Genomic DNA, 19,319 nt, shown 5'->3' with positions numbered 1-19,319 from the left:
ATGGAAAATATAAACAGGCGTTATGAATAAAACTGCGTTAATACATGATCTGTCAATACATCGAAAGCATCTATCAACAGGCTTTCTATATGCTGTTGCCGCATTACGATCGGGATTTCAGAACAACTGGACAGGATCGCGTCTGCTCCCATAGCAGTAAGCATATGACAGGCTTCTATCAATTTCTTTTGAGGTTCGTCTGATACCTGGCCGGACTTTACACCTTTATCGCCGTAGATAGCCTCCATGAAAACAGACTCCTGTGCAGCGTGAGGCAAACAAATAACCTCAACACCTATATTCCGGAGTTTTTTATGCCACATCTGTGTTTTGATTACGCCGGTGGTGGCCAGCAAACCCACGGTTTTCACAGCCGGCAAATGTTCCCGGATATGATTTGTTAATACATCAAGCAGGTTGAGGATCGTTGAATAATGCAGCTTCTCCTGCAAAATATCACAATAATAGTGAGCCGTTACACAAGCCATAAGCAGGTAGTCTACCTGCAAAGTGTCCATTATCCTGGCCGATCGCAGTATCTCAGGGAAAGGATCCGGCCCGTTATAAAGAATCCCCCTGGTCCGGTCGGGAATCCGTGCATTATTATGAATGATAATTTCAATATGCTCTGCATCATTTTTCGCAGGTGATTTGCTTAAAATGGTATTATAAAGATTTGCAGAAGCAAACGAACCCATACCACCAATTATACCCAATTTCTTTTCAGCTGGAAACATACCTGTAAATAATAAGGGTTAAAAAATAAGGGTTGTCAGGAGTGATCAGGAAGGTCAAATTTATCTAGCAGTATGCCAAAGGTAATAATGATCATCAGCAAATCTGAGTCAAAAGGGATATTGAGATGAAAATCCTCCCGGCTATATTGTTTTACGAGTGCCTGTACTGCTTCCGGATCAAAATACCCCTGCCGTTTTACGGTATCATATGACAGCAGGTCGTTAATATATGCAACATTCCTTTTCAGGATATAAGGGCTGCCGGGCGCCACAAAGCCAAACTTCTCCCGGTTTACTATCTCCATAGGGATTTCGGCGGACGCAATTTTCTTCAGAATATACTTCTCTTCAAAGTCATTTAGTTTGAGATCCGGCGGTATCCGGGCAGCAAATTCTGCGATGCTCCTGTCAAGAAATGGATACCGTACCTCTACTGAATTGGCCAGGCCCATCCGATCACCGTGATCGGATAAAAGATGATCCACCAGGCGTAATTTATAATCGAGATAAGCCCTCTTATGCAGTATATGCCGATTTGCGAGGCGACTGTTATTTACAACGAAATGCTGTAAACAGTCGAACTGGTCAAATTTTCCTCTTACACCTGCCGCATACACGCCCCGCTTTACCCCAGTTAATGCGGATTTATTTTTTTCGTAAAAAAAATCTTCGTCTCCCCATAACCGGGCCCGGATAGCTCTCTCCTCCGCACTGTCGGCACCGATACCGGCAGGCTGCAGTTGCCTGATCTTATCAAACCTATAACCAACATATCCGGCAAAAAATTCATCTGCTCCTTCACCGGAAAGTATTACCCTGTAATCGTGGTCGTGTACCATTTCAGAAAGCGCCATAGATGCAGTATTATAGCTTTCCTTTATAGGGCATTCACAAAAATAAACTGCATCAGGTAACCGGGTCGTGATATCGGTATAATTAAACAACTTCTTATAATGTTTAAGCTGTAGCTGCTGTACCAGTAAATGCTGGTATTTTTCTTCATTGATATCTTTCTCCCCGAATACGATAGAATATGCATTGGTGATATACTGAGGCGATATTGTCTTGGCCTTGGCTGCTATCAAAGAAGAATCCAATCCCCCGCTCAGGTAAAGTCCCACCGGCGTGTCACTGCGTAAACGCAGCCTGATAGAATTATTGATCAGGTCATTCAATCCTTCTATATAGTAGCTTTCCTTCTCAACCGGTATACGCTCCTCCAGGGTTGGATAAATGAGATCCCAATACTCCTTTTCCTCTAATTTATACCCATCGTAGCGCAAAAAGTGTCCGTTTTTCAAACTTAACACCCCTTCAAAAAGAGTTCTGTTACCTACCATTCCCGGAAAGGTAAATACCTGGTCCAGTCCCGTCAGATCTACCTTTCTCCTGTATTCCGGAAATGCCAGTATTGATTTTATCTCGGAGGCAAATACCAGGTAATTATTAACTACTGTATAATAAAAAGGCGTAATACCAAAATGATCCCTCGCACATAGCAATACCCTGTTCTTCAGGTCAAACAAGGCAAATGAAAATTGCCCATTCAGGTGGTCCAGTAAGGCAGTTCCATATTCTTCATATAGATGGAGGATCACTTCTACATCCGACCCTGTTTTAAACAGGTGGCCTTTTCCTGTTAGCTGCTGCCTGAGCTCAATAAAATTGAATATCTCACCATTGCAGATCAGCACAATGGAATCATCTTCATTGCTGATAGGTTGCATGCCTCCTTTCAGATCTATAATACTCAGCCTGGAAAACCCAAATACAAAATTATCGTTGTAAAAAAAGGCGTTACTATCAGGTCCCCTGTGCCGGAGTTTTTCCGTCATCCCCGTAATGACAGGAAAATGTTCTTTTCTTCCCTGGTAAGAGAGGTCAACAATGCCGCAGATTCCGCACATAATGTTAGTGAAGGTTAATAAGTCAGCTACTTCAAACCTGCACGTAGCAAGTCTGCTTGGTTATGTTTATCGTTACCGGTCATCTTAAATGTACCAATTCGATTGTCCGGATACTGCATGACTCCTTTGATTAATGTCAGGAAGTAATCCACAAAATTACGGATGGTTTGCTCCCTGAACATTGGCACAGCATATTCAAACTCAAAAAGCAGGTTATCCCCGACTTTGACGATACGCAGAATAAGGTTATTCTTAGCCGTAGCCGCTTCTCTACCTGGTTTATCCCAGTTTTCAGCTATATTGAAATGGTCGGTTTCATTTTCAGTATCAATGTAATTACAAACCACGTCAAATAGCGGGTTCCGGCCTTTCACTGTGCGGAGCTGCAACATATCCAACAGGCTGTCGTATTGATAGTCCTGGTTATCAAAACACTGTAGGATGTTTGCTTTAGTATCTGTCAGGAAGGCAGCAAAGGTTGTGTCCATATTCACTTCACTCCGGATAGCCAGATAGTTAACAAACATACCTACAATACCCTCAAAGTCGGCCTCTGGGCGCCCAGCTACCGGAACACCGATAACAATATCTTCCTGTCTGGCAAGCTTCGCTATGAAAACATTGAATACGGAAAAGATAAAAGTAAACAGGGAGACCCGCCTGGTTTCTGCAAACCGAAATATCTTCCTAACGGTCTGTTCATCGGCATGAAAACGAACGATCGCTCCCGTATAACCAACTCCAGATGACAGTGGCTGATCTGCCGGCAAGTTCAGCAACAGAGGTGTCCGGCTGAATACATTTTTCCAGAACCGTTCCTGACTGGCTATCCGGGCTTGGTAACCGGATGATTTCATCCACGCTACATAATCGATATATGCCAAAGATGACTTGGCGGGCGCCAATCCATCCTGTAGTAATTGCAGGAACTCCTGTCCAACAAGATGTTGTGAAGTACCGTCATATATGATATGGTGCACGTCTACCAGTAGCTTCCGGCGATCTCCCATCTCTACAATGCAGGCACGAATAAGGGGCGCTACCTCCAGATCGAAAGGGCGGACAAACTGTTTCCTGATAACGGAAAGATCCGACTCGTCACCGGCAGTATAATAGTCTGTTGCCAGTACCACTTCTTCCTGTAATTTTTGCACCGGTATATTATCTATCATAGAAAATGACAACCGGAAGCTATCATGTGCACGAATAATATATTGAAATACCTTTTCCAGTCGATCCGGTGTCACCTCCATATCAATATCTATTACCTGTGGCATATTATAGGCAATGCTTCCAGGATTTAACGCCTGAAAATAATAGATCCTCCTTTGTGAAGGCGATAACGGATAATACTCTTTTTTCTCCGCCCGCTTTATGGCTGCCCCGTTTTGCTGGCGGCTTACACCAATATGCCTGGCCAGTTCCTTTATAACGGGATACCGGTAGAGATCTTCCAGCGAAAAAAGGTGATTGAATTCTTTACGAATAGCAGCCAGTAAATAAACTGCCTTAATAGAATGGCCTCCCTTTTCAAAGAAATGATCAGTCAAGCGAATATGTTCCGGATCTATTTTCAAAATATGTCCCCATATCTTTATAAGCCTTCGTTCTATGCTGTTGGCAACATCCCCATCCACCGTCATGTTATGTACAGGAACCTGTGACATCGTTTCAAGAAACTTCAACAGTTCGGGTTTATTGACTTTGCCACTGGGTGTTAATGGGATAGCCGCTACGTGCATGAAACGGGACGGTACCATATAACGAGGTAACTGCTTTAGCAGGTAGTCCGCAAGTTCCCCGGCAACAAGTGCATCGCTGGCCGTATACCAGGCACAAATATGGGGGTTGTCACTGCCGGCAATTAATACAACGCTTGCCTGTATACCTGGAAAACTATTCAGCACCGCTTCTATTTCTCCCAGCTCAATGCGTAAACCGCGTAGTTTCACCTGTTCATCTTTCCTACCGGTATAGGCCACAATTCCAGATGGCAGCCATTTGCCCCGGTCTCCGGTTTTATACAACCTGCCGGTTTCGTAGTAGGGATCATCCAGGAAAGCCATTTCCGTTAGCGCCTTGTTATTTAAATATCCGGCGGCAACGCCCGGTCCCGAAATGAATATCTCTCCTTCCACGCCTATTGGTTGTAATTGCATGCCAGGATCCAGGACCAGCAACTTCATATTATCAACCGGCCTGCCTATGGGTATTGGTGAAACGCCATCCCACTCATCCAGATCAAACAGGCTCGCGTAAATACTGGCTTCAGTGGGCCCATAAGCATTAATTAACTGTGTTTGCTTATTAAACTGCCGGAACTTTCTTACAGCCGCTCCATCCATAGCCTCCCCAGCAACAAACAGATGCTTCACACTTACCATTTGCTGCGCCAATTCATAATCTAATATATCTGCAAGCGCATTGAATAACGATGGTACCAGGCATAAGTGTGTAATACCACTGCGATGGACCTCAGACAATATGCTGTAAGGATCTCTTTCCAGCCCCTGCTGCAGTATTACCAGGCGGTTGCCACTATATAAGCTTTCGAACAACTCCTGGATACATACGTCAAAAACGAGCGGCGTTTTAAACAGGTAACTATCACCCGGCAGCATGGGATAACGGCTGGACAGGCAGGTCAGCGTGTTTAATATGCTTGCATGCGTAACCATCACCCCTTTGGGTTTACCTGTGGAACCAGATGTATACATAATGTAAGCCAGTGCATCTGGTGACACTGCGGAAAGAGCTTGCGTTGATGCTGTTTCATAAAATCCGTCTCTCATACAAAGACTTTCTGTCCCATCATACTGATCGGATGCATCATCGCAAAGCAATATCGTCACATTACTGTCTGCCAACATATACTGAATACGCTCGGCCGGAAAATCCATACCAATAGGCACATATGCCGCACCGGTATTCAGTATACCATAAATGGCGATCATCATTTCTATAGACCGGTTCATCTTTACGGCAATCTTACTACCCGGGCCAATCCCTTTTTGGCACAGAAAATTACCCAGTTTACGGGCAGCTATGCTCAGAGAAGCGTAGTTAATCTGTTGGTCCAGGTAGGAAAGAGCGATACCGCTGCCATTTATCATTGCCTGTTGTTCCAGCAGGGAACTAATATTATCTGCCGGCGAAGGCATAACTTTCGTTTTGTTAAATACCTCCAGTATCTCCCTGCGTTCGGCGGGACTAATAATAGCTATTTCACTTACCCGTTGTGAAGATTGATTGGCAATAGCCTTCAATATCCGTAAAAACTGGCCTATCGTTCTTTCTACCTGCAGTGAATCAAACACCAGCTCATTATAATATACACTCACCTTCATGCTATCACGGCGAGGGTGTATCACCAGGTTAAAATTATAGTTAGTCTCTTCGTAGGTCCCTGAACCGGAAATTTTAAATGAGGTGCCGTCTGCCGTCCTCTGTCCCTCTATTTCCGGATAATTTTCAAAAATGAGCAAATGGTTAACTAACCTGCTTTTAAATGGAGATGTTTCCAATATATCAGCCAGGGCACAGTATTGATGCGGAACACAGGCAAGATGATTCTCCATCACTCTTTTCAGAAGACCAATTACGGTCTCTTCTGTCGCTATTTTTATGCGAACAGGCACAGTGTTAATGAAAAGGCCGATCATCGTATCTATTCCGTCCACTTCATCAGAGCGGCCGGATACAACTGTACCGAAAGTAATGTCATCGCTGCTGGTTAATTTAGACAACAGCACTCCCCATGCCGTTTGGACCACCGTACTCATAGTTACACCTGTTTGCCTGGCCAACTCCTGTAGTGCAACAAATGTGTCACTATCCAGTAATATTGTTTGAGCAGCATTCTTATACTCCCTCACCTCGTTATGTCCGCCTGGCAAGACCGTAACTTCACTGATACCAGATAGATAACCGGACCAGAATGCGCTCTCTGACTTTTTATCCCTTGCTGACAGCCATTTCAGATAGGTGGAATACTGCCCCGCCTTTTTGAGTACTATAGGGCGCTGGTGAAGCAATCCGTGATATATAGCCAATAATTCTTCCAGCAATATACCCAGGCACCACCCGTCCATAATAATATGATGAAAGCTCCATATCACCGAATACCTGTCCGCCGCAGTTCTTATCAGCATCACGCGCAGCAGGTCATTGTTTAATAAATCAAATCCCTTTGCAAGATCTTCCTGCTTTTTCTCTGCTATAACAACTGTCCGGGAGGTCTCCTCCATTTCCGAAAGATCCAGGTAGCTACCTCCGGTAATGTTTCCTGATAGTACTACCTGTAGTGGTCGGGAAAAACCATCAGCAACTATTCGTGTTCGTAATATTTCATGGCGGCCACTTAGCTGCTTTACACTCTCGAGGAAAACAGCTGCATCCAAGGCTTCTTCTATATCAAATACCAATTGTACAAAATAAGCGGTAGTGGATGGTCCATGCAGATGGTAAAATAAAATCCCTTCCTGCATAGGAGATAGCGCCGACACGCTTTGTATAGCGGTCCCTTGGCCAGCAGCTTCCCTTATGATTTCCTGTAAAGCATCAAATTCGGCTATACTTAACATTGCATCACAGTCACTGGGCGTGAGCTCAGGGGTGGTGATTGCGACACAATGCGCGATAGTTTCTTCCAATGCCGATATAAACTTCCGGGCAAACGACTCTATTTCTGCAGTAGTAAATTCCATTTCATTATACCCGATATATACTTTCAGCTGTCCATCTTCTATCAAACAGTTTAAATTCAGTGGAAACAAGCTCTTCAACCGGTCACCAAATGCCTTTCCTCCTTGCAGCGAAGATCTGGTGAAATGGGTCAATGCCAGATTATCCAGCTGGCCCAGATAATTGAAACTGATCTCAGGTGTTATATTCCAGACGGCATGTGCCGGTTTTGACGCAGACATATAACGTATCAGGTTATATCCCACCCCATTGTGTGGAATCTTGCGCAGGTATTCTTTAATACTTTTAATATAAAACGCAGGATCATCTGCCCGCGATACATCTAATACGACGGGATACATACAAGTAAACCAACCGATGGTCGCCGTGATATCGATATCAGGAAACAGCGGTTCTCTTCCATGTCCCTCCTGGTTAATTATAAACTTATCGTTGCCGGTCCATGCTTTCAATGCTGCACCCAGGGCCGCCAGCAAAAGGTCCTGTACCCTGGTATTGTAGGCACGATGGCAATTTTTCAGCAGGTCCCCGGTACGAGGGGCGTCAAGTACGGCTGTCACAATCAGGGTATCTGCTTCCAACCGTTCCTGCAGCTGGGTAGCTTTATCCAACACTGCCGCCCCCTGTATATCCAGTTCTTCCCAATAGGCTAATTCCGTTTGATCCCGGTTCGCATCCAGCAAGTCAGTAGCGTATCTTTTTAACCGTTCTGTCCACGTAGCATAAGCGTTGTCTTTAACCGGCATCACAACCTGCTTACGTTGCAGGAGCTGATCATACACTGTATGCAGCTGCTCCAGTAAAATACGCCAGGATACGGCATCTACAACAAGATGATGTATTACTATCAGCAGGTGGTCGCCTGTATTTGTTTTAAACAGTGCGGAGGCTGCCAGCGGGCCTGTCTTAATATTTAATGCACTTTGTATTCCTGCCGCCAATATTTCGATATGTTCCGCTACATCAGCCACAGAGGTAAGATTATAGCTGCTGAAGGTAACTGCATCATTATTATGCTCACGAATAACCGCCGATATCTCATCTTTCTCATCTACGGCAAAAGCACTCCGTATAATATCGTGATGCTGTAATACCGTTTTTACCGCTTCCCGGATCAGGGCTTCCTCAAAACCTGCCTGGCGGAACAACACCACATGCTGATTGAAATGATCATGATACGCTGCCTGATGATGAAAAAACCATCGCTGCGCAGGTGACAACTCAAGGCCGCCTGTCATTGCCTCAGGGCCTGGAATAGCTTTGCCCAACAGCTTTACCTGGGAACTGATTAAAGCCACCGTAGGATAAAGGAAAAGATCGCGGATGTCGATGCTATATCCGAGGCTGCGTAGCCTGATAGAAATCTGAATTGATTTTATAGAGTCGCCGCCCAGCTCAAAAAAATCGTCGTGCAGGCCTACTGCCGGCAACTGCAACACCGCGCTCCAGATATCAGCCATGCAGCGCTGCAATGGCGTAAACAGCTCTTCCTCCGTTTTGTTAATCCTCACAACCGGTAGCGGCAGCGCTTTCCTGTTTATCTTTCCATTTACCGTAACAGGTAATATCTCCAGCTGCATAAAATGTCTGGGAATCATGTAATAGGGCAGTCTTTGCTCAACGTGCTGCCGTATCAATGAAAGAGGCACCTGCGCCCCGGCTGTGAACCAGGCAGCCAGGTAATGCTGACCATCCTGGTCTGTGAGTATATCGACCACTACAGCAGCTATGCCCGGGAAGGCAGCGATGCAGATTTCAATTTCTGTTGTTTCAACCCGGAATCCCCTTATTTTCACCTGCGTATCCCTTCTGCCAATAAATGCAATGTTCCCATCTGGCAGCCATTTTGCGATATCGCCGGTTCTATACAACCGACCCGCTCCGAAAGGATTATCAATAAACCGTGCAGATGTTAACTCCGGATTATTCAGATACCCTCGTCCAAGCTGATCTCCGCCAATATAAAGCTCGCCGGAAATGCCCACCGGAAATAATTGCTTGTGCTGGTTCAATATATATACTTGCGAATTAAAAGTTCTTCCAATAGGTACAGGATCATCTGCAGGAAGATCTTTTATTTCATAGAAGGTAGTAAAGACGGTATTTTCCGTAGGACCATATCCGTTGAAGATACGGACACCCGGACTATGTTCTCCCACTAGCCTTAAATGTCTGGGAGATACCACGTCCCCTCCCAGCAAAATCCCCTGCATACCGGTAAATACAGCAGGATCCTGGTCTACCAGCTGGTTAAATAATGCTGGTGTAAAAAACGTATAAGTAATCTGATGCGCCTGGATAAATGAAGACAGTTTGTCGGCCCTGAACAGGTGCTCTTCATCGATTAAGAAAAGCGTCCCTCCGTTCAGTAATGTGTACCATATCTCGAATACGGCAGCATCAAAAACGACCGCACCTGTTTGCAGAAAATTGACTTCTTCCGGGATGTTGAGCATTTCTTTGAGCCGTAGCATTGCATGAATCGCTTGGTGCTCCACTATCACACCTTTGGGCTGCCCGGTAGATCCTGAGGTATAGATAATATAGGCCGGATGCCCGGCAGTAATATCCACCGGTAACAACGGATATACTTTTTCAAGTGCATCCTGCAGGGTAAGCACAGGTATACACATATCAGCCACCTGCTCCGCAGATTCCGCCGAGCTTAAAATAACGGCAGCACGACTGTCATCCAGTAAATAATCCACACGTGACCGGGGATATTTTAAAGAGATCGGCAGATAAACAGCACCGGCTTTCAGCACCGCCAGCTTAAATATAATCATCTCTGCCGAACGCTCTGTCAACAACGCCACAATGCTACCCGCCGTCACCCCTTTATGCTGTAAATAGGAACACAACCGATCCGATTGCTCTTTTAACGCCGTGTAAGTCAAAGCATCTGTACCGGAAACAATAGCCAGGTGGTTGGGGTGCAGGCTCACCTGTTCATCGAATGCTGCATGTACTGTTTTATTACATGATACATTGGAGACTGCCGGATTAAATACGGTCATTATCTGAGTTCTTGCATCTTCCGACAACATAGACAATTCACTGACCAGTATATCTGGCTGAACACTCAATGATTCCAGCAATTGCGTAAAGCATGCAGCAAATTGCAAAATTGTTGTTCTTTTAAACAAAGATGTTTTATAATAGAACTCAAATGAACATTTTCCTATATCATCGCAATGAACATACAGCGACAAGTCAAATTTAGACACCTTCCTTTTCTGCGGATAGGAGCTGATCTGTATGTTTTCCATTATTACCGATGAGAAACTTTCATCGTTGTAAACAAATACCGTATCAAACAATGGGTTGGCGCCATTATAAAGAGGGATATCCAAATCCATAATGATATTCTCAAACTGGTAGTCCTGGTTTTCTATGGCTGTGAGTGTGCATCGTTTCACCTGGTTGACAAACGCTGTAAAACTCATACCATCAATGACTTGACAGCGCAATGGCAGCGTATTCACAAACATACCGATGCTATGTGTTAACCTTTCATGATTTCTTCCGGACACCGGTGTTCCAATAATAACCTCCTGTTGGTTATACAACCTGGAAAGGAAAATAAAATACACGGATAAGAGTACCATGTATTCATTGGTATTGTTTTGCTTGGCAATTGCGCTGAGACTTTCCCTCAGGCCGGGCGAAATTTCAAAAAGTACCGTATCTCCTTCATATGCAGGTATGGCAGAACGGCTATAATCATTCGGAAGCTGGAGAGGCGCCCATTCATCCTTAAACTGGTTCTTCCAAAATGCAGCCTGCCTTTCAATTTCTGCTGAATGTTGTTTTCCAAGGCACCATATCGCGTAGTCTTTCGGATGTATGGCCACTGCGGGGAGATTTTCTCCTTGGTAAAGACGCATAAAGTCCTTCAGCAAAAGATTTTTGGAAAATCCGTCAGTGGCAATATGATGTATGTCTATCAGCAGCAGGTAATCCTCCGCAGTCCGTTTCACCAAGGCCGCCCGGAAAGGTATCTCCTTAGCCAGATCAAATGGCCGTACAAAGCTGCGAATAAAAGCCTCTTCGTTCCCGGCAGCCTCCTTTATTTCCAGTTCAATAATCACATCTTCCTCTACTACCTGGCATTCCATTCCGTCCAACAAGTGAAAAGTAGTACGTAAGCTCTCATGCCTGTTTATCAGCTCCTGCAATGCTGCTTTTACCCTTGCTTCATCCACTGGCCCTTTTAGCTGAAAAACGTCAGTTTCATTATAGGCCACCATAGCAGGATCCCACTGCTGCATTAGGTAAAGTCTGCGCTGGGAAGGAGACAGTGGATAGCTATCGGCCTTTCCCTGGGGGGATATATCATAGAACGCCATTTTGCTGCTACGGTGTATCTTTGCCGCGGTTTGGGCGATGGTAGACTGCTGCAGAAAATCGATCAGGGAAATTTTTACCTGGAAGGTCTTAAATATCTTGGCCAACAAAATAGTAGCCCTCAAAGAATCTCCCCCCAGCTCAAAAAAATCGTCGTCCACGCCTATATTCTTATATCCTAATATTTCCTCCCAGAGGGCCAGCAGTGTATGTTCATAATCAATAGTACCTGCTGCATAAACTGAGCTCATCCCCGACCGGTTTAACTGCGCAGTAGCATTAACCGCTACCTTACTCAACAGGCTATCTTTTTTGCTTATCTGCTCCCGGTTATCGCGGATTCTCTCCATTAAAGGAAGCGACGATACCACCAACTGATAATATCGTGCGGGTAATATTTTTTCAAAAATAATTATACCATCCCTTACATCGATGCCACCTTCCAGTTGTTGACCACTCAGCGTATAATGTTGTTGCTCCGCGTTTACAGCCATCCCTGTATTTTTCCACCGGTCCCAGTTCACAGACAGCAATTGCGGGCCACTATTTAACCTCGCGTATGCGGCAAATGCATCCAGGAAATGATTGGCAGCACAATAGTCTGTTTGCCCAAAATAAGGAGTAATGTTGCCGATAGAAGAAAACAACATAAAGAAATCAAGCTCCCGGTCCTTCAGGCAATGATAAAGATTTAATACACCATTCACCTTAGGCGCCAATACCTGCGCGGAGGCAGCTGTATCTAAGAGTTGCAGTACTTTTCCTCCCGGTACACCTGCTCCGTGCAACACCCCGGAGATCTTTCCATGTGTTGCCTGCACGGTGTCGATCATAGTGGCTGTTGCACTTGCGTCGGAAACGTCACACCTGAAGTAATAAACATGTTGATGTGCGGACTTCAGTTCTTCTAAACGCTTTTCCTGTAGACTGTTCTGCTCAATATCCCTACGCCCAAGAATAACCAGTGTAAGATTTCCGCCGGCCAAATGTTTGGCTACTTCGAATCCAACGCCGCTTAATCCGCCCGTTAACAGCACGGTACCGGAAGGCCGGAAAATTTCGTTATTCTCCCCGTCAACCGCAGTAAGTTCGTAGTACTTAACCATTCGGTCCTTGCCCCGGTAAACTACAAATGGATCTGCTGCAACAATGGAGAGTTCCTCGGCAACTATTTCTGCGATGGCGGCTCCCCTGTTTACATCCAGCGAAACATCTATACTTTTGCAGGATATCTTGCTGCATTCAATATTTAATCCGTCAACAGCTGCCATTACGGGCGCCTTTCCGGGGTGCACTACCTGATCCCCCACCACATACTGCATGTGATCCGTTATAACCAGTAACGTCGTCTTCTTATCTATAGATATTATATTTTCCAACGCCACTCCCAAAGCACAAACGCTGTAGTAACCTGTATCCAGGTTCTGTTGCACCCGTAGCTGATCTGCACGCTCTTCCCTGCCTGTTACATTCCAGAGATGAATGACCAGGTCTGGCAGCAGGCCGTCTTTCAGGAGCTCCTCCAGTAATAAAGCATAGTGCGAAGGTTCGGCGGGGATCACCTCATAGCTGTTGGCTGCTATCTTCTTAAAATCGTTGCCGCTTGCAACAAAAACGACCTGCCCGATGGAACCCGATAAACGGCCGGATAATGCACTTCCGGCTTCCGGATCATCTGTAAATATCAGTACATTGGTATAATGTTGTATTATCTTTCTGCTACCATTTATTGTATTCTTCCAGGAAGGAATATAGATACTGTCAGCTGCATTAACTACACCGGCAACTTTGGGAATCCCGCGCGGAATTGGCTGCATCCCTTTGGTAACGGCAAATAACTGTCTTTCAAAAGCATAGGTTGGTAACGGAACTTTTCGCCGCGGCAGATGCCCGTGAAAAGCGTTCCAGTCAATGACACCACCATTTGACCAAATTTCGCCCAATTGTTTGTTGAGATAATACAAGTCTGATACAGGGTCTTGCTTTCGTTTGATAAGGTTATTGGCCACATGTCCAGGTTTCCGGTTGTCGTTTCTCTCAAGAAATAAACAAAGCTCTTTCCCCGCTCCCACCTGCAGGAATATACCGTTGTCATAAGCAGCTATCAGTTTGTTCATTCCTTCATAAAACCTCGTGGGTTTCCTGATATGGTCTGCCCAGTATTGCGGTGATGTTGCTTCTGCGCCCGTAATCCAGGTACCACTCATACCCGATATAAAAGGAATAACCGGGTCATGGTATACGACGGTCTTCGCTGTTTCCAGGAACTCCTCCAATATAGGATCCATTAGCAAAGAGTGGCCACCCAGCCGCACTTTTAAATTCAGCATTTCTATTCCTGCTTCGCTTAAAGACGTTGCCAGCGTTTCCACGGCTTTTGCTTCACCTGAAACAACGCAGAGACCGGGAGCATTGACAGCTGCGAGATCAACCCCTGGCTGTAGCCATTGCCGCAACTCCGCTTCTGCTATATTTACGCTCATCATTCGTCCTTCGCAGGTCTTCTTCATCAGCTCCCCTCTTTTCAATAGCAGCTTCAATGCATCGTCAGCAGAAAAAACACCCGCCAGGCATGCAGCGGTATATTCTCCCATACTATGTCCTATCATAGCCACCGGTTCCACTCCCCAACCACGTAACAAGGTAGCCAGTCCATATTGGAAAATAAAAATGACCGGCTGCAGGTAATAAGTATCATGCTCCTTATCTTCGGAAAGCGCCTGTTGAAAAAGACCAGGATACAATACTTCAAGGAAATTGTCAGTGGAAAGGGCTTTTAGTCTTTCAAACAATCCATCAATGATTCTCCTGAACGCAGGCAAATATTCGTATAACTCCAGTCCCATATCAATATACTGTGCCCCCTGCCCAGAGAACATAAATATAACAGCGCTCCCTTCTTTTGGTGAAACGGTGGAGGTATACTGTTCCCGGAGTAAGGACGTCACGGCATCCCTGATGTCTGTGCAGGGCACTGATCTCCTGTAGCGAAAATGTTTCCTGCCGGTTTGCAGGGTATAGGCAACGTCCGAAAAATTTATACCAGGATTATGCTGAAGAAAGTTGATCAATTTGGTGGTAATCGAATTCAGCGCCTCCGGCGAATTAGCCGATAACAATAGTGTTTCCGCCGGGTTGGACAGGTATTCGTCTTCCTTTTTGGCTATCGCCTCTTCCAGTATCATATGAACATTAGTTCCACCCAGGCCCAGCGACGTAACTGCTGCTCTTAGCGGCGTGTTGCGGCGTTCCCATTGTTTTGCACTGTCGTTTACATAAAATCTTGACGCCGAAAGACTTAATGCCGGATTGGGTGTTGTAAAATGGAGACTGGGAGGTAATTCCTGGTATTGGAGTGCCAGCACTGTTTTTATAAAGCCCGCCACACCTGCCGCAACATCAAGATGCCCAATATTGGTTTTCACAGAGCCAATAGCACAGCTTTTTGTTTCACCGGTACCATAGCCTCTCTTCAGGGCTTCTATTTCTATTACATCACCAATGGGCGTACCAGTACCATGTGTTTCTATGTAGCTTACTGTTGCAGGATCTATACGGGCATTGCGGAGCGCAGCCCTGATAACCTTCTCCTGGCCTGTAACCCCCGGGGCTGTATATCCGGCTTTATCGCTACCATCGTTATTAACAGCGGTTCCCAGTATTACTGCCATGATATGGTCACCGTCTCTCAATGCCTGTTTTAATGGCTTCAGTACCACTACACCTCCGCCGTTACCACTAACCGTCCCCTTTGATTCCTTGTCAAATGCCCGGCAATGACCATCTGGTGAAAAAATCATCCCTTCAGTATACTGGTATCCCTCTTCGTCATAGAATGTTACGGAAATACCACCGGCAAGGGCTATATCACATTTTCCATTCTTCAATTCACTGCAGGCAAGATCAATTGCCACAAGAGAAGTAGAGCAGGCGGAATGAATTGTAAAGCTTGGCCCCCTGAGATTGAGCTTGTAAGATATCCTGGTAGACAAAAAATCCTTATCTGCATATTGCATCGCATTCCACTTTTCCGAAAAGGTGGTCTGCTCATTTAATATAATTTCCGATTCAAACCTGCTGTTGGGCGTGGCTCCTGCGTAGAGGCCAATGGCTCCTTTATAGGAAAAAGGATCATAACCGGCATGTTCCAACGCCTCCCAGGTCATTTCATGGAAGATCCGCATTTGCGGATCCATATGCGCCGCTTCAAATGGGGTATAGCCAAAAAACGACGCATCAAAATACTCGGCCGCTTCGAGCCTTCCTTTGGCCTTTACATACCCGGCATCCATCGATCCGGATTGAGCCTGGTTATCTCCTTCCAAAAAGCTGATACACTCCCTACCTTCTTTCAAGCTGTTCCAGAAAGCGGAGATATCCTGACTTCCGGGAAATCTGCCGGCCATACCTATTACTGCGATACTGTCAGCGTAATCTGTTTCCCGTTCGTCGACTGGTAAATCAGCAGTCGGCTTATCTGTTGTTTTCAATATCCGATTCGCCAGCTTACGTATAGTCGCGTGTTCAAAAACATCCACCACAGTCAAATCGGACTGAAACTTCCTGTTTAATTGACTAACCAACCGGATGCTGAGTAAGGAGGTACCGCCGGCATCAAAAAAACTGTCTGTAACACCAATATCATTTATTTTCAGTACGTCCTTCCATATGGCTGTCAACTCCGATTCCAATACGGTATATGGCGCTGTATTGGTATTTTCTGTAATCCCCCCCTCATAGGTGATCAATGCTTTGCGGTCTGTTTTTCCATTGGCTGTCAATGGCATCGCCTCCAGCTGTATAAAGAAAGAAGGCACCATATATTCTGGCAGGAATTGGCTCAAATAGGTCTTCAGTTCATTTACCGGTAGGTGACCGATAGCTACATAAAAGGCATACAAATACCCAACACCATCCCGTTCCCTGGATAATACCGCTGCCGCTGACAATAACGGATGCTGTTGTAAATGAAATTCAATCTCACCCAGTTCAATCCGGTAACCTCTTATCTTTACCTGTGTATCTCTTCTCCCTATGAACTCAAACTGGCCATTTATATTCCTGACAGCCAGGTCACCGGTATTATATAATCGCTCGCCCGGAAAGTAAGGATGAGGAATAAATTTCTGCGCAGTCAGCTCAGGACAATTTAAATATCCGGCCGCCAGTCCGGCTCCGCCGATATATAATGTGCCCTGCACTCCAAAAGGAACAACGCGCAGATGCTCATCCAATATCAGCATACTGGTATTCATAACCGGCTTTCCGATATCTATGCTATCCTGCTGCGTAAGATCACTTACAGAAGTCCAAACAGTTGTTTCCGTTGGCCCATAAACATTATAGATCTTCCCCTGGTAGACTGATTTTATCCTTCCAAGCAAATCCCCGGTAAGCGGCTCTCCGCCAAGCAACAAAAATTCCGCTTGCTGCAATCCTTCTCTGAACTTCTGCTCTTCCAGGAAAGCTGACAGCTGTGAAGGCGTGAATTGTGCCAATGTCACTTTGTTTTCCAGCAGCATACCACCTGCCAATACGGGATCCTTTTGTTCCGATGCGTTGCCCAGGCATATGGTATACCCATGCATAAGCGGCAATAAGGTTTCCAATACGAAAATATCAAATGACAATGTAGTAAGAGATAAAAAGCGAGGCCCCTCTGCAAATGGAATTATATTCACCATTCCTCTCACGAAGTTCACCACACCACTATGCCGGATAACCACCCCCTTGGGTTTCCCTGTGGATCCTGATGTATAAATTATATAAGCAGGATCTGTTGGCAACACATTTGGCAATACATCCGCCTGTAGCCCGTTATCCGTTATTCCTGTGACATTTATCTTCTTATAACTGTTATCTATTTCATTTGCCGTTAAGGCAGAAACAAGCACACATTTCACCCCTGCATCTTCCAGCATATATTTCACTCTCTCTGCCGGCAAAGAAGGATCTATCGGCAGATATACCCCTCCTGACTTCAATATTGCCAGCATGGAAATAATAATTTCAGGCGAACGTTCCAGATAAATTCCTACCGCGATGCCTTTACTTACCCCCCCGGCAGCAAGTATCCGGGCAAGAAATGTTACCCTTTCATATAAATGGCCATAGGTTAGATTTTCCCTGTTGAATACTATCGCTACCTTATCAGGATAAGTGCTGCAATTTCCGTCAACAATAGCAGAAATACTTTCCCCATTGACATACATTTCCTGGCTGGTTGGTGCTGACAGCATCTCATCCATATCTGCTGCCGATAACATAGGCAGATCCTTCACCAATGAGCCGGGCACGTCAACTATATGACGGATGATCCGTTCAAAAGCCCCCATTAATCCTGCTGCCAGTTGCGGTTCATACAAGTTCTGATTATAGCTCAGCGTAACAGATACCCCATCACGGGAAGGATAAACAGTCAGGGTAAGCGGGTAATTAGTTTGCTGATGATAGTTAAAATTATGCAGTGTAAAACCACCTGCAATATTATTCTCTTTAAAGTCCAGCGGATAATTTTCTATTACCACCAGTGATTCAAAAAGTGAGGCACCTTGCTCTATTCCCGACAGCTGCTTGATAAGCGCCAGGGAAGTATGTTCGTGCGCTTCTCTTTCCAACAGAGAGGCCGCTACCTCTTTAAGAAATTCAAGCCCTGATATTTCTCCCTTTACCTGTACCCGCAGAGGAACCGTATTGATAAACAACCCAACGATATCGCCGATCCCTTTTACAGGAGCATTGCGGCCAGACACCGTGGTGCCAATGATTACGTCTGTATTGCCGGAATAGGCGCCCAGCGCCAATGCCCAACAGCCGTATAAACAAGCGGCCAGCGTAAGATGTTGTTGATTCAAAAGGTGTTGAAGATCTTTTACCAATGCAGGCTCCAGTATAAAACGAAGGCAATTGGCAATGTTTTTTTCCTGCAGCGAAGGCATCCGGACACGGCGCAGCGGCGCTATCTGTAGCTCTTTCAGGTAATCTTTCCAAAAAATGCTATCCGCCGGCCGTCCTTTTAGAAACCTCACATATTCCCTGAACTTATTTTTAGGCGATAGCTCCGTTTCTTTACCGGCTTCGAGTGATGTATAAAATTGAAAGAAATGCTTCAACAAAATACCTGTACTCCATCCATCAAATAAAATATGATGACTTAATATCGTCAGCTCATATTTAAGTTCTGCCAATTTACAAAGCGATATCACCAACGGTGTTTCCTCCTGAAGATCAAACCTGCGTTGTTTCATTTGTTCCAGCAGATCAGCTAAAGCCGCTGCCGGGTCGCCTTCTTCCGAGAAATCATAAAAATGAAGATCAGGGGATACAGTAGCATAAATAACCTGCACAGGCGCCTTAATATCTTCCCATCTGAACGAGGCCCTCAGCATTTCATTATCCTCTACTACCTGCTGCCAAGCTTTTATAAATATCTCTTTTTCAAACCTGCCGGATATATTAAGACTGACCAGTTCATAATATAGATTACTTTCTTTGTCCACCAGGTAATGAAACAGCATACCCTCTTGCAGGGGAGTAAGACCAATAATATCCTCGATGTTTTTTGTCGTCATAAACACTTGGTGTTCAGTCAGTTAAAAGAGATAACTTCAGGTAATAGTCAGAA

General features: G+C 45.2%; 3 protein-coding genes. All 3 read right to left on the bottom strand.

Annotated elements, in window-relative coordinates; translation table 11 throughout:
* Positions 1–20: 20 nt before the first annotated feature.
* From HGH90_RS15100 to HGH90_RS15090, 3 genes are read right to left on the bottom strand one after another with little or no spacing between them, the layout of a single operon-like run.
* The gene (locus HGH90_RS15100; RefSeq protein WP_168762842.1) at positions 21–737 is read right to left on the bottom strand and encodes an aspartate/glutamate racemase family protein; all 717 of its coding nucleotides are present in this window, start codon (positions 735–737) and stop codon (positions 21–23) included.
* A 35-nt stretch (positions 738–772) separates the two neighbouring features.
* Positions 773–2,644 (bottom strand): asparagine synthase (glutamine-hydrolyzing), encoded by a 1,872-nt coding sequence (gene asnB / locus HGH90_RS15095; protein ID WP_169191458.1) that lies wholly within the window; start codon positions 2,642–2,644, stop codon positions 773–775.
* A 26-nt stretch (positions 2,645–2,670) separates the two neighbouring features.
* Entirely contained in the window at positions 2,671–19,266 is a 16,596-nt protein-coding gene (locus HGH90_RS15090; RefSeq protein ID WP_169191457.1) for a non-ribosomal peptide synthetase/type I polyketide synthase, read from the bottom strand.
* Positions 19,267–19,319 lie beyond the last annotated feature (53 nt).

Source organism: Chitinophaga sp. Ak27, from assembly GCF_012726295.1.
Lineage (GTDB): Bacteria > Bacteroidota > Bacteroidia > Chitinophagales > Chitinophagaceae > Chitinophaga.
The sequence above is the reverse complement of the archived record's forward strand: the minus strand, read 5'-3'. Positions and strand labels throughout refer to the sequence as shown.